16 protein-coding genes and 1 pseudogene are annotated in these 15,983 nt (G+C 66.3%); 3 read left to right on the forward strand and 14 right to left on the reverse strand.

Annotated features, from left to right (window positions below):
• From GQ56_RS0121155 to GQ56_RS0121185, 7 genes are all read right to left on the reverse strand, one after another.
• The coding region (locus GQ56_RS0121155) for an alpha/beta fold hydrolase (RefSeq protein WP_031400526.1) at nucleotides 1-428 on the reverse strand (428 nt) is incomplete at its 3' end.
• Between the two features lie 14 nt (nucleotides 429-442).
• A complete protein-coding gene (mhpT, locus tag GQ56_RS0121160) occupies nucleotides 443-1,696 on the reverse strand; it encodes a 3-(3-hydroxy-phenyl)propionate transporter MhpT (protein WP_031400527.1) in 1,254 nt (417 codons plus the stop codon).
• Nucleotides 1,697-1,754: 58 nt separating this feature from the next.
• Nucleotides 1,755-2,777: a 4-hydroxy-2-oxovalerate aldolase gene (gene dmpG / locus GQ56_RS0121165; protein WP_321029201.1), complete on the reverse strand. Its 1,023-nt coding sequence runs from the start codon at nucleotides 2,775-2,777 to the stop codon at nucleotides 1,755-1,757.
• 15 nt (nucleotides 2,778-2,792) lie between these two features.
• Nucleotides 2,793-3,740, reverse strand: coding sequence for an acetaldehyde dehydrogenase (acetylating) (locus GQ56_RS0121170; RefSeq protein WP_031400529.1), 948 nt, complete (start codon nucleotides 3,738-3,740; stop codon nucleotides 2,793-2,795).
• 17 nt (nucleotides 3,741-3,757) lie between these two features.
• Entirely contained in the window at nucleotides 3,758-4,546 is a 789-nt protein-coding gene (mhpD, locus tag GQ56_RS0121175; RefSeq protein ID WP_031400530.1) for a 2-keto-4-pentenoate hydratase, read from the reverse strand.
• The gene (locus tag GQ56_RS0121180; protein WP_031400531.1) at nucleotides 4,536-5,504 is read right to left on the reverse strand and encodes a 3-carboxyethylcatechol 2,3-dioxygenase; all 969 of its coding nucleotides are present in this window, start codon (nucleotides 5,502-5,504) and stop codon (nucleotides 4,536-4,538) included. The genes mhpD and GQ56_RS0121180 overlap by 11 nt, the downstream gene beginning before the upstream one ends.
• A gap of 1 nt (nucleotide 5,505) precedes the next feature.
• Nucleotides 5,506-7,338 carry a bifunctional 3-(3-hydroxy-phenyl)propionate/3-hydroxycinnamic acid hydroxylase gene (locus GQ56_RS0121185; RefSeq protein ID WP_031400532.1) on the reverse strand — a complete coding sequence of 611 codons (1,833 nt, stop codon included), beginning with the start codon at nucleotides 7,336-7,338 and terminating at the stop codon, nucleotides 5,506-5,508.
• 164 nt (nucleotides 7,339-7,502) lie between these two features.
• On the opposite strand from GQ56_RS0121185, the gene GQ56_RS0121190 reads away from it, so the two are divergent.
• The gene (locus GQ56_RS0121190; protein ID WP_031400533.1) at nucleotides 7,503-8,315 is read left to right on the forward strand and encodes a DNA-binding transcriptional regulator; all 813 of its coding nucleotides are present in this window, start codon (nucleotides 7,503-7,505) and stop codon (nucleotides 8,313-8,315) included.
• A 13-nt stretch (nucleotides 8,316-8,328) separates the two neighbouring features.
• Here the strand turns inward: GQ56_RS0121190 and GQ56_RS44500 are convergent.
• Nucleotides 8,329-8,535, reverse strand: a pseudogene (locus GQ56_RS44500) (transposase); the annotation flags it as partial.
• Between the two features lie 517 nt (nucleotides 8,536-9,052).
• Here GQ56_RS44500 and mdh point away from each other — a divergent pair.
• On the forward strand, nucleotides 9,053-10,225 hold the full coding sequence (mdh, locus tag GQ56_RS0121195; RefSeq protein ID WP_031400534.1) for an iron-dependent methanol dehydrogenase: 1,173 nt from the start codon (nucleotides 9,053-9,055) through the stop codon (nucleotides 10,223-10,225).
• A gap of 105 nt (nucleotides 10,226-10,330) precedes the next feature.
• Nucleotides 10,331-10,600: a hypothetical protein gene (locus tag GQ56_RS0121200; protein ID WP_031400535.1), complete on the forward strand. Its 270-nt coding sequence runs from the start codon at nucleotides 10,331-10,333 to the stop codon at nucleotides 10,598-10,600.
• 73 nt (nucleotides 10,601-10,673) lie between these two features.
• On the opposite strand, the gene GQ56_RS0121205 is transcribed toward GQ56_RS0121200, so the two are convergent.
• The 6 genes from GQ56_RS0121205 to GQ56_RS0121230 all read right to left on the reverse strand — a co-directional run bounded on the left by GQ56_RS0121205 (nucleotide 10,674) and on the right by GQ56_RS0121230 (nucleotide 15,961).
• A complete protein-coding gene (locus GQ56_RS0121205) occupies nucleotides 10,674-10,889 on the reverse strand; it encodes an MbtH family protein (protein WP_031400536.1) in 216 nt (71 codons plus the stop codon).
• Nucleotides 10,890-10,944: 55 nt separating this feature from the next.
• Nucleotides 10,945-11,526, reverse strand: coding sequence for an RNA polymerase factor sigma-70 (locus tag GQ56_RS0121210; RefSeq protein ID WP_081894933.1), 582 nt, complete (start codon nucleotides 11,524-11,526; stop codon nucleotides 10,945-10,947).
• Nucleotides 11,516-12,457 carry a TauD/TfdA family dioxygenase gene (locus GQ56_RS0121215; protein ID WP_043301531.1) on the reverse strand — a complete coding sequence of 314 codons (942 nt, stop codon included), beginning with the start codon at nucleotides 12,455-12,457 and terminating at the stop codon, nucleotides 11,516-11,518. The genes GQ56_RS0121210 and GQ56_RS0121215 overlap by 11 nt, the downstream gene beginning before the upstream one ends.
• Nucleotides 12,458-12,507: 50 nt before the next feature.
• Nucleotides 12,508-13,248 (reverse strand): thioesterase II family protein, encoded by a 741-nt coding sequence (locus GQ56_RS0121220; RefSeq protein ID WP_052007282.1) that lies wholly within the window; start codon nucleotides 13,246-13,248, stop codon nucleotides 12,508-12,510.
• 198 nt (nucleotides 13,249-13,446) lie between these two features.
• Nucleotides 13,447-14,559: a GNAT family N-acetyltransferase gene (locus GQ56_RS0121225; protein ID WP_152601809.1), complete on the reverse strand. Its 1,113-nt coding sequence runs from the start codon at nucleotides 14,557-14,559 to the stop codon at nucleotides 13,447-13,449.
• Between the two features lie 43 nt (nucleotides 14,560-14,602).
• On the reverse strand, nucleotides 14,603-15,961 hold the full coding sequence (locus GQ56_RS0121230) for a lysine N(6)-hydroxylase/L-ornithine N(5)-oxygenase family protein (RefSeq protein ID WP_052001288.1): 1,359 nt from the start codon (nucleotides 15,959-15,961) through the stop codon (nucleotides 14,603-14,605).
• Nucleotides 15,962-15,983 lie beyond the last annotated feature (22 nt).

The following is a 15,983-nucleotide window of genomic DNA, read 5'->3' on the forward strand; positions in this document are numbered from 1 at the left end:
CCCGTGCCCCCCCCCATTAGCACCAGCTTGCCGACACGCTCCGGAAACGACAGCGCGAATGCCACTGCGCTATGTCCGCCCATCGAGTTGCCGACGAGATGCGCGCGTTCGATACCGAGCGTATCCAGCACGCCCTTCAGCACGCGCGCGTTGAGGTCGGAGCGCGAGCCGGTGCAGACGATCGAATCGCTCTTGCCCCAGCCGGGACAGTCGACAAGGATCACACGGTAGCCTGCGCGAGCGAACACGTCGACGTTGCGATAGAAATTGGCCCAGCCGCTCGCGCCCGGGCCGGAACCGTGCAGCAGCACCAGCGTTTCCGACCCTGCGCCGGTGTCGTTGTAGTGCACGCGCAGTTCCGTGCCGCCTTCCATCACGTTCACAAACTTGCTGGTCGCAGCCTCTGAATGAATCACGGTGTCAGTCATGTCGATGTCCTTCGTCAGATCGATTCGGTTCCAAGTGTGTGCGAGCCGTTGGCCGGCTCGCGCGGAGATTTCGCGACCACCGCGAGCGCGCCGAGCGCCGCGATCACGATGAGCGGAATGCTCGAGATCACGAGCATCGACGCGCTCTGGCCCAACGCCAGCAGTTGCCCGGCGATCAGCGGGCCGACCATCGAACCTACACGGCCGACGGCCACTGCAGCGCCGACGCCCGTGCCGCGCACGCGCGTCGGATACGTTGCACCTGCGAGCGCATACAGCACCGACTGCGCGCCGACGAGAAACAGTCCCGCCAGCAGGCCGCCCCAGGCCATCGACACGCTGCCCGTCGCGCCAGCGAGCGCCAATAACGCAATCGCGATGCCCGCATACATGCCTACCACGACCGGTCGCTTGCCCATGCGATCCATCAGCCCCGCGATCACAATCGCGCCGACGCCGCCGCCGATGTTGAACATCATCTGCACGACGCTTGCCTGTACCGGCGTGAGGCCGCGCGAGAGCACCATCGACGGCAACCAGTTCATCAGGAAATACAGCACAATCAGCGTTCCCAGGTAGCTGAGCCACAACGCGATGGTCGTCATCGCGCGCCGGTTACTGAAGAGCGCGCGCAGGATGCCTTCCGTCGACTCGCGGGTCGCACCTTGGCGTGCCGCAACGAAGTGCGTCGACTCCTTCAAGAAGAGCGCCAGCAGCGGCAAGGTCAGCAGCGGTCCGATTCCGCCAACATAGAAAATGTGCCGCCAGCCCTCGGCGCCCGGGCTGACGATGCCGATCACTGCCGCGAGCGCCGCGCCGAACGGCATCCCGCAGTACATCGCGCCGACCGCCGTGCTGCGTTGTCCGGGCGCCGCCGCTTCAGCGCACAGCGCGATCAGGTTCGGCATTGCGGCGCCGAGACCGAGGCCCGTGAGAAAGCGCGCGGCGAGCAGGCTTTGCAGATCCCACACCTGGGTCGTTGCAATCGAAAATATCCCGAACAACGCGACCGACATCATCAGCACGCGCTTGCGGCCGATGCGATCCGCGAGCCTGCCGCCCATCGCCGCGCCCGGCAACAGACCGAGCGCGCCAATGCCGAATGCCCAGCCGAGCTGCGCGACCGCGAGATGAAACTCGCGTGCCATGCGCGGCGCGGCGATACCGGTGGATTGCAAGTCGAGCCCTTCGAGGAGCGCGACCATGAGGCAGAGGCCGATGGTGATGGCGCCGCCGGCGCGCGGGGGAGAAGCCGTTGACGTTTTCATTGATGTCTCCAGGTTGGACGATGCAGCGCTCTTCATGGCGCGTGGCATGACGGATGGTTCAGGCGCGCGCTTCGCGCTTCTTCAGATCGAGCGCGACGTCAACGATCATGTCTTCCTGACCGCCCACCATGCGCCGCTTGCCCAGTTCCACGAGAATGTCGACGGCTTTCAGGCCATACTTCATCGCCGCGACTTCGGAATGCCGCAGGAAGCTCGAATACACGCCCGCATAGCCAAGCGCGAGCGTTTCGCGATCCACGCGCACCGGCCGGTCCTGCAACGGGCGCACGATATCGTCGGCCGCATCGAGCAGGCGATGGAGATCGGTGCCGTGATGCCAGCCAAGGCGCTCGGCCGCCGCGATGAACACTTCGAGCGGGGCATTGCCCGCGCCCGCCCCCATGCCCGCCAGGCTCGCATCGATGCGGTCGCAGCCCTCCTCGACCGCAACGATCGAGTTGGCAACGCCTAAGCTCAGGTTGTGATGGGCGTGCATGCCGGTTTGAGTCTCGGGGCGCAGCACCGCCTTGAGCGCCCTGAAGCGCGCACGGATGTCGCTCATGTTCATCGCGCCGCCGGAATCGACCACGTATACGCAGGTCGCGCCGTAGCTTTCCATCTTCTTCGCCTCGATCGCAAGGTTGTCGGGCGTGGTCATGTGGCTCATCATCAGAAAGCCGACGGTGTCCATGCCGAGGCTGCGCGCATACTCGATGTGCTGCTTCGAAATGTCCGCTTCCGTGCAATGGGTCGCGACACGTACGACGCGCGCGCCCGCGTCGTACGCGGCCTTCAGATCGTGAATCGTGCCGATGCCGGGCAACAGCAGCGTCGCGATTGTTGCGTGCTTCACCACGTCGGCGACCGCCTCGATCCATTCCAGGTCGCTGTGCGCGCCGAAGCCGTAGTTGAAGCTCGAACCCTGCAGGCCATCGCCATGCGCGACCTCGATGCTGTCGACCTTCGCCTCGTCCAGCGCACGGGCGATGTCCTGCACGTTCTGAATCGAATACTGATGACGGATCGCGTGCATGCCGTCGCGCAGCGTCACATCGGAGATATAGAGTTTCTTGTCCATGATCGGGTGCTCCTTGCGTCAGGCGTTCACGAGCGACGCGGCCATCCGCTCGGCCGTGGCCAGCGCGGCGGACGTCATGATGTCGAGATTGCCCGCGTAGGCCGGCAGATAATGGGCCGCGCCTTCCACTTCGATGAAGATCGAGGTCTTGAGTCCGCTGAATTGGCCGAGTCCGGGGATATGCAACGGCGCAGCGGCGGGGATGTCGTCGAACTGCACGGATTGCTTCAGGCGATAGCCGGGCACATAGGCCTGGACCGCAGCGGCCATCTGGCTGACCGATGCTTCGATCAGCGCCCGGTCTGCCGCTTCCGACAGCACATAGACCGTGTCGCGCATCATGAGCGGCGGCTCGGCCGGATTGAGCACGATGATCGCCTTGCCCTTGCCGGCGCCGCCGACTGCTTCGATCGCCTTCGACGTCGTCTCGGTGAACTCGTCGATGTTCGCGCGCGTGCCCGGTCCCGCCGACTTGCTGCTGATCGACGCGACGATCTCCGCGTAATGCACCTTTGCGACCCGCGACACGGCGGCGACCATCGGGATCGTCGCCTGTCCGCCACACGTGACCATGTTCACGTTCGGCGCATCGAGATGCGCGTCGAGGTTCACCACCGGCACGCAGTACGGGCCGATGGCAGCGGGCGTCAGGTCGATCACGCGAATTCCGGGCTTGAGCGTGCGCAGGAACGCGTCGTTCTTCACATGCGCGCCGGCGGACGTCGCATCGAACACGAAGTCGATCTCGTCGAACACGGGCAGGCGCGCGAGCCCTTCCACGCCTTCATGCGTCGTCGCCACGCCGAGCCTCGCGGCGCGCGCGAGGCCGTCCGAGGCCGGATCGATGCCGACCATCGCCGCGACGTCGAGATGCTTGCTGCGACGCATGATCTTGATCATCAGGTCGGTGCCGATGTTGCCGGATCCGATGATCGCGGCTTTGCACCTGGTGTTGTCTGTTGCCATGGAAATGTCTCCGTCCGTCATTCGCCGAAACTGGCGCGCACACTGCCGAGCCCTTCGATATGCGCCGTATAAGTGCCGGCCGCCTTCACCGCGACCATCGGGCCAAGCGCGCCCGTCAGCACGATGTCGCCCGCACGCAGCGGCGTGCCGAGTCGAACCATCCGATCCGCGAGCCACGCTGCCGCATTCAGCGGATTGCCGAGGCACGCGCCGCCATTGCCACGTGACAGGACTTCGGCGTCCTGCGTGAGCGTCATCGCGCACGCGGTCAACTCGATATCGCGCAGCAGGACCGGGCGGCTGCCGAGTACGAACAGCCCGCTCGACGCGTTGTCCGCGACGGTGTCGAAAAACCGGATGTCCCAGTCGCTGATCCGACTGTCGACGACCTCGATCGCGGCCACCGCATACGCGATCGCGGACATCAGATCCGCGAAGGTGTGTCTTTCGGCGGCCAGGTCGCGTTCGAGCACGAGCGCGATCTCCGCTTCGACCTTCGGCTGGATCAACGAGGCAAGCGGCATCGGCTGGCTGTCGCCATACGCCATCGACGCGAACAGCGCGCCGAAGTCCGGCTGATCGACGCCAAGTTGCTTCTGCACCGCGGGCGAAGTCAGGCCGACCTTCCTGCCGACGACACGCTCGCCGTTAGTCATGCGCAAGTCGTTGTTGATCTGCTGGATCGCGTAAGCGAGTGTCGCGTCGCCTTCGGGACACGTCTCGCGCAGCGGCGCGATCGCCCGGCGCGAGGCCTGCGCTTCACGCAGGCGTGCGGCCATCGAAAGCATGCTGTTGTCAGCCGACATGGTTTTCTCTCCTGAAATGGGTCTGTTCGCACGCATGCATCGCGCCGAAACCCGCGATCCACTCCGGAATCGCGCGGTAGTAATCGATCGATGCCGCGTAAGGGCCACTCGCCGCGAGCGCACCGAATGCGGCGACCCACGTGCGGATCTCGTGCGCGGACTTGCCTGCATCACGCGTGATCGCTTCGTTCGTGAGGCCATCGGCGGCGGTGAGTTCGCCGCGCTCGAGCAGTTCGAGAAACATGCGGTCCCATGCGGGATTGAGCGGATGCAGGCGGCTGTCACCCGCCGCGAATGCCTTTGCCGCCGCGACGGTACGCGACTGGCGCGCATCGCGCGACTCCGGTGACGGGTTGCGCCCCGCGATCAATCGCTCCGCGACGACATCATCCGCACCGGCGATTTCCGGTACCGGCGGCTCGTGGGAAATACCGCCCGAGCCGATCAGCAACACGCGCCGGTTCATATGCGCAACGGCGCGGCCAATCGCATCGCCGAGCAGCCGGGCGCGCCGGCACGACGCCATCGGCGGCGCAACCGAGTTGATGAAAACGGGGACTACCGGATAACGGTCGATGCCACCGGTGAGCACCTCGAGCGCCTGCGCGCAGCCGTGATCGACCTGCATGCGATACGACACGGCTACGTCGATCTCGCTCGCGAGCGTGGCATCGGCAAGCGCGAGCGCCACCTCGCGCGCGACGGGCAGCGGGCCGGCCGCGCTGCCGAAATCGCCGATCGCCGTCGCACTCACACCGATGCAGAACTGCGGCATCACGTCATAGAAAAATCCGTTGTAGTGATCCGGTGCGAACACGATTACCAACTCCGGATCGAACGCATCGACCCGCTCGCGCGCCGCGCGCTGCACCCGTTCGACTTCCGCGACGACCGCCGGCGCGGGATTGACATAACCGTACAAAGGCGTGTGGGACATGCATTCGAGATGGATCGGCATCTCAGGCTCCCACCAGGTCGGCGGCATGCGCGAACGTCGCGCCGGTTGTCGTGGGCAGCGACAGCCTTTCCGCGAGTTGCAACACGCAATCCGATACGCATTGAGGCGAACACATGCCGGCCACGAAGCGGTCGGGCCGCAACAGCACGACCGCTTCCGGCACGCGCGCGAACCAGTCGCGCAGGCGCGAGTCGACATCGCCCATGGCGATCACGTTTTCGGGTACGTCATCGTGGAAGGCGAGTTGCGGATCGGGCTTCGCGAGCACGAAGCATCCCCCCAGCACGCTCCAGAGACGGCGCGCCTCGGGCGTCAGACCGAAGGTCGGGTCGGTGCCCCAGCAAACGATCGCGAAGCGGTTGCCGATCGCATCGTCGAACCTGACGATGCCGCCATCCGCAAGACGCACGCGCGGCTGGATGAACATGCGGCCCACAGGGGTGCCTGCCTGTGCATCGCGGCCATGCACCATCCGCCCTATCAGCGATTCGGGTTTCTCGCTCATCAGGCCGATGAGCCGCCCGAACGCGCCGTGTCCGCGCTTCGCGATCAGGCGCGCGAGCAGGCCGTCGGAACGCTCGCGTCGCGCCAGCAGCACGGCGCCCTCTTCATAGCGCGGCATCGGCTTGAAGCGCATCTCGACGAAATAGCGCTTCATTGCAGGCAACACATCGAAGCAGCGTACGAACGCGTCGCGCAGTTTCGATCCGAAGATGCTCGTCGGCGCGAAGATATCGCCCGCGACTTCCGAGAGGTGGATCATCGAGCGCGCGTGGGCGCGCCGCTCCATCGTGTAGGTATCGAGCAGCGCATCGTCCGCCGTGCCTTTCACGACCATAGCGAGCTTCCAGCCGAGATTGCTCGCGTCGCGAATGCCGCTGTTGTAACCTTGCCCCTGCCACACCGGCATGATGTGCGCGGCGTCCCCCGCGAGCAGAATGCGCTTCACGCGGAACGTGCTTGCGAGCCGCGCGTTGTGGGTATAGACCCGCTGACGAATGTAGTCGACCTTGTCAGGATCGTCGACCACCCCGCGCACCAGCGCCGCCATGTTCTCCGGCTTCGACAGTTCCGCCTCCGTCTCGCCAGGCATCACCATGAATTCGAAGCGCCGGATACCGTGCGGCAATGCCGCCGACACGTAGGGACGCCGTGCGTCGCAATGCAGATAGACATGCGGCGATCCGATCGGATCGTTGCGCACGTCGATCACAATCCATTGATTCGGCTTCGTGCGGCCTTCGAATGGCACGTCGAGCGTGCGGCGGACAATGCTGTTGCCGCCGTCCGCGCCGATCAGGTATGCGGCGCGGATAGTTGTCGTCACGCCATGCGCGTCGGTCGCGGCGATGGTCACATCGCATTCGTCCTGCACGAAGCTGTCAACGCTGTGGCCAAGCAGCGTCGACACATGTTCGAAGCGCTCGAGACCGCGGTACAGAATCTGATCGGCGAGCGGCTGGATGAATGCATTACGGCGCGGCCATCCGAACTCGTCGGTGCGCGGCTCGATCGACGCGAAGCACTTCCCTTTCAGCGTGAAGCGCATCCAGTGATTCGGCGTGGTGTGAGGAAGCAACTCGTCGACCAGGCCGACCGACTGAAATACGCGCAGTGCCTCGTCGTCGAGGCCGATGGCGCGCGGATAGTCGATGATCTGCGCGAGCTTCTCGATCACGACGACGCGCACGCCCTGCAGGCCGAGAATGTTCGCGCTCATCAGGCCGACCGGGCCCGCGCCGACGATGGCGACATCGGCGTCGATCGAACGATGGGGCGTTTCGCGAGGATGAGCGCGGCCGTTGCCGGCCGCCGGTTCAAAGGCGGGGCGCATGCTTGTCTCCTGACTGGGCTTGTCCGATGTGCTGAACCGGCGAAGCGTCTGGCGCCCGGTCGTTCAGCTTATGAATGCAGTTTATGGACCGCCGAAAGCGCCCTCAACAAAATCTCCAGAATGTGCATAGAATGCACATAGTTGATTTCAATGGTATTTTTGACGTGACGACCTACACGAACGTGCGCGGACTGGCGCGCGGCCTTCAGGTGCTGCGCGCGCTGAATGCAATGGAAGACGGGCGCGCAACGAGTCAACAGATCGCCGATCTGACCGGCCTGCATCGCACCACGGTGCGCCGTCTGCTCGAAACGTTGATGGAGGAAGGGTTCGTACGCCGCAGCCCATCGGACGACAGCTTCCGCCTGACGCTCGCCGTGCGTGCGTTGAGCGAGGGCTTCACCGATACCGAGCGTATCGCGACCGTGGCGCCGCCGATCATGGGGCAGCTACTGCAGCGCGTTGCATGGCCATCCGATCTGACCACGCCCGATGGCGATGCGATGATCATCCGCGAGACGACGCATCGCTTCAGCCGGCTGTCGTTTCATCGGGCGATGGTCGGGCGGCGTTTGCCGATCTTGCTGACGGCAGCGGGCCGCGCCTACTTCGCGATGTGCCCCAACGAGGAGCGCGAGGAGATTCTCGACCTGTTGCGCTCCGGCGCGGGCGGCGAAGAGCAACAGGCGTTCGCGAGAAACGATGCGCTCGTGCGCAAGCTGATCCGGCGTGTGCGCGAGGATGGTTTCGGATCAAATCACGGAGACTGGACCGCACAGGCGAAAATCGGTGCAGTGGCGGTCGCGATCAGCGCGGACGAACGCGTGATCGCGAGTCTCAACATCGTCTTCCTGTCGCGCGCGGTCAGTCTCGCAGACGCCACTCGCCGCTATGTGCCCGAGTTGCAGAAAACGGCGACAGAAATCGCCGCAGCGTTGAAGCAGAAACCAGGGACTCAACCCCATCCATCGGCGTAAGCACATGGTGGATTCAACCGGTCGATGCAACAGCGTGATGGAATCGTTCAGCCGGTGTATCGAAGTTTAGTGTCTTGCGTGGACGTTCGTTGAGCCGTCGGGCAATGGCGTCAAGCCTGGCTTGCGAGTAGGCAGAGAGGTCCGTTCCTTTTGGGACGTACTGTCCAGGAAGCCCGTTCGTGTTTTCGTTCGTGCCGCGTTGCCGGGGATGCTGCGGATCGCTAAGCGCCATGTCCATGCCGTTCCGTGCAGCCCACTTCAGGATGGCCCGCGATACGAATTATGGGCCATTGCCCGAACGCAAGTAACGAGGCGCACCATGAAGGCTGACCAGTTGGGACAGGACTTCGATGACGCGTCCGGGGCGAATCGATTCCGCGCAATCGCGGCAGGCGCGCGGCGACAAGGCGAACCGCGCAGGCGACGGGTGCACGCAGATGCGACGGTCAGCGGATGCGCACCGCTCCGCTCCACCGGCGATCGACCGTGCTCCTCCGGATCGAGGCGATAGCCGCGCGCACATCCGGTACATCCGGCACATCCGGAGCCAGCGAAAACGTGCCCCCAGGGCACCCCCTCCCCCTGTGTCGAAAGTGAACAGGTGTGTCGAACAGGAACAGCCGAACCGGGCTGCGGGCGGCATGCCCACACCTGACTCCGGGACTTCAAGCCTCTGGTACGGTTCGTGCGAAGGCTCATGCGGGTGCCGAGACACCCCCACAATCCCTGGAGACGACATGAGCTACCTGAGCATCGCCGATCGCACCGACAGCTTCTTCATTCCCTGCGTCACCCTCATCGGTCCCGGCTGCGCACGCGAGACCGGCTCGCGCGCGAAGTCGCTGGGCGCCAGGAAGGCGCTCATCGTGACCGACGCGGGCCTGCACAAGATGGGGCTGTCCGGAACCATCGCGGGCTACCTCCGCGAAGCGGGCCTGCAGGCCGCGATCTTCGCCGGCGCGGAGCCCAACCCCACCGACGTCAACGTCCATGACGGGGTCAAGCTGTATCAGCAGGAAGGCTGCGATTTCATCGTGTCGCTGGGCGGCGGTTCATCGCATGACTGCGCCAAGGGGATCGGCCTCGTCACCGCAGGGGGCGGCCACATCCGCGACTACGAGGGCGTGGACAAGTCCACCGTGCCGATGACGCCGCTGATCTCGATCAACACCACGGCGGGCACGGCCGCGGAAATGACGCGCTTCTGCATCATCACGAACTCCAGCAATCACGTGAAGATGGCGATCGTCGACTGGCGCTGCACGCCGCTCATCGCGATCGACGATCCACGCCTGATGGTCGCGATGCCGCCGGCGCTGACCGCGGCCACCGGCATGGATGCGCTCACGCACGCGATCGAGGCCTACGTTTCGACCGCGGCGACGCCGATCACCGACGCCTGCGCGGAGAAGGCCATCGCACTGATCGGCGAGTGGCTGCCGAAGGCGGTGGCCAACGGCGAATCGATGGAGGCGCGCGCGGCGATGTGCTACGCGCAGTACCTCGCGGGCATGGCGTTCAACAACGCGTCGCTGGGCTACGTGCACGCGATGGCGCACCAGCTCGGCGGCTTCTACAACCTGCCCCACGGCGTGTGCAACGCGATCCTGCTGCCGCACGTGTCGGCGTTCAACCTGATCGCCGCGCCCGAGCGCTTCGCGCGCATTGCCGCGCTGCTGGGCGCGAACACGGCCGGACTGTCCATCACGGACGCGGCGGCGGCGGCGATCGCCGCCATCCGCGGCCTGTCGGGCGCCATCGGCATCCCGTCGGGCCTGGCCGGCCTGGGCGTGAAGGCGGAAGACCACGAGGTGATGGCGCACAACGCGCAGAAGGACGCGTGCATGCTCACCAATCCGCGCAAGGCCACGCTCAACCAGGTCGTCGAGATCTTCCAGGCAGCCATGTAAGGGCCGCCCTCCCCTCGACGACGTCGCGTCGGGGAGAGGGCATCGCCGCCGGCGATCCTGCCTTGCATTCCATCGTGTCACGCCCGTAACGAGGTCCTGACGAACATGCCCGACGCATCCTTCACGCCAGGCGCGCGGCAGCCTGCCGACGCCGACAGCCGCAAGACCGCCCGCCCCGGCGACAGCCCCGTCACGTCGGTGTACGCCGCGCGGCTTCGCGCCCCGCTGACGACCATCGCGACCAACGTCGCGCACCGCCCCGGCATCGCGTCGGCGGCGGTCCTGGGATACGACCAGGCCCGGACCCAGCGCGCACCGAACGCTGTCCCACCAGGAGGCGGCTTGCCGGATCGCCGCCTGCCCGAATCCGGCTGACGGGCAAGCCCCTCGGGGAGCGCGATCGAGCCGCCCGTCGCGCGAAGCGGGCCCCACCGCGCACCGCGCACCGTCAGGCGGCGGGCGCCTCGCCGAGCGCCTGGCGCAGGCTGAGCGGGCGCATGTCGGTCCAGACCTGCTCGATGTGGTCGAGGCAGACCTGCTTGGTCCCCTGCACGCCCACCTTGCGCCAGCCGGCGGGCACTTCCTTGAAATCCGGCCAGATCGAATACTGTTCTTCGTGATTGATGACCACCTGGAAGGTCGCGTTGTCGTTGTCGAAACTCATGATGAAAACTCCTGATTGAATGAAACGTCCGGCACCGGAATCGCGATGGCGCGCATCACATCCGGTCCGCGCGGTAATACGGCTCGAGCCGCGAACGGCAATGCGCCGTCGCGTCCCGCACCATGCAGTTGACGAGCGTCGACGACACGCCGAGCTGGTCGGAAATCTCCCGCTGCGTATAGCCATATACGTAGTACATGCAGAACGCGGTACGGGAGCGTTCGGGCAGTGCGTCGAGCGCGTCGGACAACTCGCACATCGCTTCCCGCACCATGTTGGTCTGCTCGGGCGACGGCGCTTCGGCCGGCACCTCGAGCCCGGCCTCCTCGGGCGCCCAGTGACACGCCTCGAGATTCATCCGCCGGCACCGGTCGATCGCGTGGTTGCGCACCATCCGCGCCACGTATCCGCCCGGCTGCCGCACGTCGCAGGCCTCGCATCCTTCCTCGAGCTTGACCCACACGTCGTGCACGACGTCCTCGCCGCGCCGCCGGCATCCGACGATGCGCGTGGCCGTATCGATCAACGCGCGGCGCGACGCCAGCAGCGCGTGCGTCAGCTCCTGCCCGCGGCCGCCGATCGGCTCCTGCACGGCCGGGCCCCGATCGATGTCGATGCAGCCCATGTCAAACCCCATGCGGTTCCGCCATGGCGACGACGATCCGGCGCGGGCCGGAGAAAGGCGCACGGCCGTGCGTGAGCAGCATGTTGTCGAGCATCATCACGTCGCCCTGGCGCCACGCAAAATCGAGCCGGTGCGCATCGTAGACGGCGCGCACCGCATCGAGCTCGTCGTCGGCGATCGGCGTGCCGTCGCCGTAGTACACGTTGCGCGGCAGGTCTTCCTCGTCGACGATGTCGAGCAGCGCCTCGCGCGTCGCCTCTTCGAGCGACGAGACGTGAAACAGGTGCGCCTGGTTGAACCACACGTCCTCGCCGGTGCGCGGATGCTTCGCGACCGCCTGGCAGATCTGGCGCGTGCGCAGGTTGCCGTCTTCCTTCCACTCCCACTCGATCTGCTGCGCGCGGCAATACGCCTCCACCGTCGCGACGTCGTCGGTGTTGAACACCTGCTGCCACGACAGGTCGAGCCCGCCGCCGTAATTGCGCACGTACATCAGCCGGCGGGTCGCGAAGCGCTCGCGCAGCGCGGCGTCGAGATCGCGATAGACCGCGCGGGCGTCCGCCACGGGCGTCTCGCCGCGATCGACCGGCTCGACGTCGCAGTAGAACCAGATCTTCATCGGCCACTGCGTCGTGTACGCCTGCTCGTTGTGTTGCGGAATCCACTGATGCGCGGGGTATTCGGTCGACGAATACACGCCCTTCTTCACTTCGCTGCGCGGCGTCGAGCCGAATTCGTACGACAGCAGCGGCGAGCCGAAGCTTTTCGCGAAATCGTGGAAGCGCTCGATGCTCATGCCGGCGAATCCGCGCAGCAGCACGCCGCCCTCGCGATTCAGGTGCCCGGCGATCGCATCGCGCAGCATCTCGTCGAGAATGTCGGCGCCAGGCGCCGACAGCACCGGCAGGCGAGTGTCGCCGTGCTGGAAAACCGTCGCATCCATTCGAGTCCCGGGCGGGGCTTCGCGAACATCGATCGACATGTTGACTCCTATCAAATTGGACTGCGTTGCGCGGTCGGTACGTGCGCATCGAGCGCGTCGCACACCGCCAGAAATGTGCGTGCAGGATCGTCTCGCAGGTACAGGTGACCGCCGTCGAGTTCGTCGCCCGAGAACGATCCGAGCGTTTCGGCCTGCCAGCCGTCGCGCATCGCGTCGAACGGGCAGCCGGCGTCGCGGCTGCCCGCGAGCGCGTGGATCGGTGTCGCGAGCGGCGTGCGCGGCACATAACGGTAGTTGGCGCAAAGCTGGAAATCGTTGCGCACGATCGGCAGCATCAGCGCGCGCAATTCGTCGTGCGCGAGCGCGTCGTCCGGTGCATCGATCGACGTGAGCTCGTCGAGCACGCGCTGCTCCGGGCAGTGCAGCCAGTCGACGCCCGACAGGCGGTGCGCGCTGCGCGGCGGCCGGCACGCGGACACGACGACGAGCGCCGGCGCGGGCAGCCCGCACGCGCGCAGGCGATGCGCGAGTTCGAATGCGAGCAGCGCGCCCATGCTGTGGCCGAACAGTGCATAACGGGAAAACACGTGAGGTGCGACCTGGTCGAGCAGGCGATCGACCAGCGGCGCCCACTGCGACAGCAGCGGTTCTCGCCACTGCGCGCCGCGCCCCGGCACCGCGAGCGGCGCGACGTGAACCCCTGCCGGCGCGAGCGCGCGCCACGGATTGAAAACGGCGCTACTCCCTCCCGCGAACGGCAGGCAAAACAAGGTGGCGCGTTTCGCCGTCATACCTTTCCCTCGCCGCGAGGGCCGGCGAGACACCGCATGGCGCGATCGGACCGGCTCCCGAGGTCATTACGAAATACGACTCTACATGAGAATGATTTGCATTTAACTATTATCTCGAAATCGCTGTCAAGTGACATTTCATTGACGGCCGGGCGGCCCGATCCGGGGATCGGTACGCTCCGGCATGCGCCGCGCCGGTCAGCGCGGGCCATAGGATTCGAAGTAGGTTTCGCGCGAGATGCTGACGAGCGCGGCCCGCTTGTGCGGAAAGTCGAACTCCTTCAGCTTCGAGCCGCCCTGCTCCTGCATGTAGGCGATCCAGCGCTCGTTGTCGATGCGCGGCTCGCCGAACAGCCGCTGCGTGCGCGGATCGTCGAGGAACATGTAGTGAAACAGCGAGCGCAGCCACGCCTCGAGCTTCGCCGGCCCCTGGTGGCGCCGGTTGCCGACCAGGATGTGCAGCCCGCGGTCGTAGTCGCCCGCGTCGCAAAACGGCGCGAGGCGATCCTCCTTGACCCAGTACACCTCGAAATACGCGAACGGCTCGTCGTCGAAGCAGCCGAACAGCGTCAGCGTATGCGGGTCGGCCGCCTGCGCGGCCAGATACTCGGTATGGGTCTTCACGTCGTCGGCCTGATCCCACACGCGCGCCACGCTCGGCAGGTTCATCCAGCGGTTGAACGTCTCGACGTCGCGACCGACGTCGAGCGTGCGCAGCGAGAACGTCAGGTCGAGATGCGGCATGCGCCGTTCGTAGACGAGCCCCTGCGGCTTCGGCGGCCGGACCGGATGGCGATGATGGTTCGTGATCGTGTAGCGCGGCGGATAGCCGGCACTGCTCGTCGCACGCAGCCACGGCGCGGGATGCTGCCAGAAGGTCGCGCGATGGCAGCGCAGCCGGCAGCCGGCGGCACCATCGACGATCTCGTCGAACACGCCGCGTCGCACCGCGTCGACCGCCCACGCATGGCCGACCGGCAGCGTGAATTCGACCGATGACACGTTCACGGGCCGGCTGAAATATTCGGCGAGGAGCGGCAGCAGGACCTCGGGCGGCTGCCGTTCGAGGCGTCCCGCGTCGCCGGGTGCGATCTCGATCGAGACATGGGTCGCGTCGATGCGCGCGAGCAGCAGTGCGCGCGGTTCGCCGTCGACGTGCAGTGCAACGCTGCCGCCCGTCCGCACCTGCACGCGGCTCGCGCGGCCGTCGGCCAGCACGAGCGAGAACGACGGGAAGCCGTCGGCGTCGGCGTCGATTGCGCCCGGGGCGGTGGCCGCGGCCGTCGGCAGCGGGATCAGGGTGGTGTCCATCGTCATGTTCCGTGTGGTTTGTCGGGGGAAAGGAAAAGGCCGGTCAGGCGACGGCCGGCGTGCGCTCGGTGCGGCGCACGCATGCGTCGTACACGGACGCGCCGATTTCGGCCGAGCGAACGGCCAGGATCGACAGCAGCGTATCGCTCAGCCCGTGCGTCGCCTCGCAGCCGCCCTGCAGCCAGATACCCGGCTGGAAATCGTCGCGCGCCTTCAGCCGGTAGTCGCGGCCCACCTCGAACTCGCCGAGATACGGCGCGACGCCGTCGAGCAGGTTCCGGTAATCGTCGCGGCGATAGCCCGTCGCCGCGACGACGATGTCGTATTCGCGCGTTTCGCTCACGCCGCGCGCGGTGTCGTCGAACGTCAGCGCGAGGCCGTGCGCGCCCGGCGTCGCCGCGATCAGGTGCCGCTGCGTGAGCAGCGTGTGGCGCGGCTGCGCGCTGACCTTCTGCATGTAGAACAGCTCATACAGCCGCTCGAGCAGGTCGATGTCGACGACCGAATAGTTGGTGCCGCGGTACTCGTCGAAGAAGCGCTGCCGCGCATCGGGGCTGCGGTGATAGATCTCGTCGGTGAAGTCGGCGTGAAAGATCTCGTTGACGAACGGGCTGTCGTCGGCCGGCTTGAGCGCGGAGCCGCGAATCGCGAGCGTCACGTCGAGATCGTCGTCGAGGCCGCCGCGCTGCACGAGATCCTGGAAGATCTCGGCGCCGCTCTGCCCGCCGCCGAGCACCGCGATGCGCACGCGGCGGCCCGCCGCGCGGGCCTCGGCGCGGCTCTCGCGCAGCGCCCCGTCGATCGACGGCAGATACGCGGACGAATGCACGAGCCGGCGTGCACTCGGGCCGTCGAGCGCGGCCAGCGGCGCGGGCAGCGACGGCCGGCCGCCGACCGCCAGCACGAGGTTCGACGCGGTGCGCGCGACCTCGCTGCCGTCGGCGCGGCGCGACACGACCTCGAGCGCGCGCACCTTGCCGCCCGCCGAACGCGGCCGCACCGAGAGCACCGATTCGCCATAGTGCGTGCGATCCGCGAACGCTTCCGCGGCCCAGCGCAGATAACCGTCGTACTCGATGCGCGTCGGCAGGAAACTGCGCAGGTTCACGAAATCCTCTAGCCGCCCCTGCTCATGCAGATACTTGAGGAACGAGAACGGGCTGCACGGATCGCGCAGCGTGACGAGATCCTTCAGGAACGAGATCTGCATCCGGCTGTCCTGCAGCAGCATCCCGCTGTGCCACGCGAACGACGGCTTGCGTTCGATGAAGCGGGCCTGCAGCGCCTGCCCGGATGCGCGGCCGGCTTCGTCGAGCGCGATCGCGAGCGCGAGGTTCGACGGGCCGAAGCCGATGCCGAGCAGATCGACGGCAGGCGTGGGTGCGTATTGATCGATTGGCATGCTCAAGCACTCCTGTTGAAAT

The organism is Burkholderia paludis, assembly GCF_000732615.1.
GTDB lineage: Bacteria > Pseudomonadota > Gammaproteobacteria > Burkholderiales > Burkholderiaceae > Burkholderia > Burkholderia paludis.

What these genes read in the sequence shown, in the direction of transcription:
- mhpT (WP_031400527.1), bottom strand. Translation starts at nt 1,696, where the DNA reads ATGAAAACGTCAACGGCTTCTCCCCCGCGCGCCGGCGGCGCCATCACC.
- GQ56_RS0121215 (WP_043301531.1), bottom strand. Translation starts at nt 12,457, where the DNA reads ATGGATGCGACGGTTTTCCAGCACGGCGACACTCGCCTGCCGGTGCTG.
- GQ56_RS0121200 (WP_031400535.1), top strand. Translation starts at nt 10,331, where the DNA reads ATGCCCGACGCATCCTTCACGCCAGGCGCGCGGCAGCCTGCCGACGCC.
- GQ56_RS0121180 (WP_031400531.1), bottom strand. Translation starts at nt 5,504, where the DNA reads ATGCCGATCCATCTCGAATGCATGTCCCACACGCCTTTGTACGGTTAT.
- GQ56_RS0121225 (WP_152601809.1), bottom strand. Translation starts at nt 14,559, where the DNA reads ATGGACACCACCCTGATCCCGCTGCCGACGGCCGCGGCCACCGCCCCG.
- GQ56_RS0121170 (WP_031400529.1), bottom strand. Translation starts at nt 3,740, where the DNA reads ATGGCAACAGACAACACCAGGTGCAAAGCCGCGATCATCGGATCCGGC.
- GQ56_RS0121220 (WP_052007282.1), bottom strand. Translation starts at nt 13,248, where the DNA reads ATGACGGCGAAACGCGCCACCTTGTTTTGCCTGCCGTTCGCGGGAGGG.
- GQ56_RS0121205 (WP_031400536.1), bottom strand. Translation starts at nt 10,889, where the DNA reads ATGAGTTTCGACAACGACAACGCGACCTTCCAGGTGGTCATCAATCAC.
- GQ56_RS0121230 (WP_052001288.1), bottom strand. Translation starts at nt 15,961, where the DNA reads ATGCCAATCGATCAATACGCACCCACGCCTGCCGTCGATCTGCTCGGC.
- GQ56_RS0121185 (WP_031400532.1), bottom strand. Translation starts at nt 7,338, where the DNA reads ATGCGCCCCGCCTTTGAACCGGCGGCCGGCAACGGCCGCGCTCATCCT.
- mdh (WP_031400534.1), top strand. Translation starts at nt 9,053, where the DNA reads ATGAGCTACCTGAGCATCGCCGATCGCACCGACAGCTTCTTCATTCCC.
- mhpD (WP_031400530.1), bottom strand. Translation starts at nt 4,546, where the DNA reads ATGTCGGCTGACAACAGCATGCTTTCGATGGCCGCACGCCTGCGTGAA.
- GQ56_RS0121210 (WP_081894933.1), bottom strand. Translation starts at nt 11,526, where the DNA reads ATGGGGTTTGACATGGGCTGCATCGACATCGATCGGGGCCCGGCCGTG.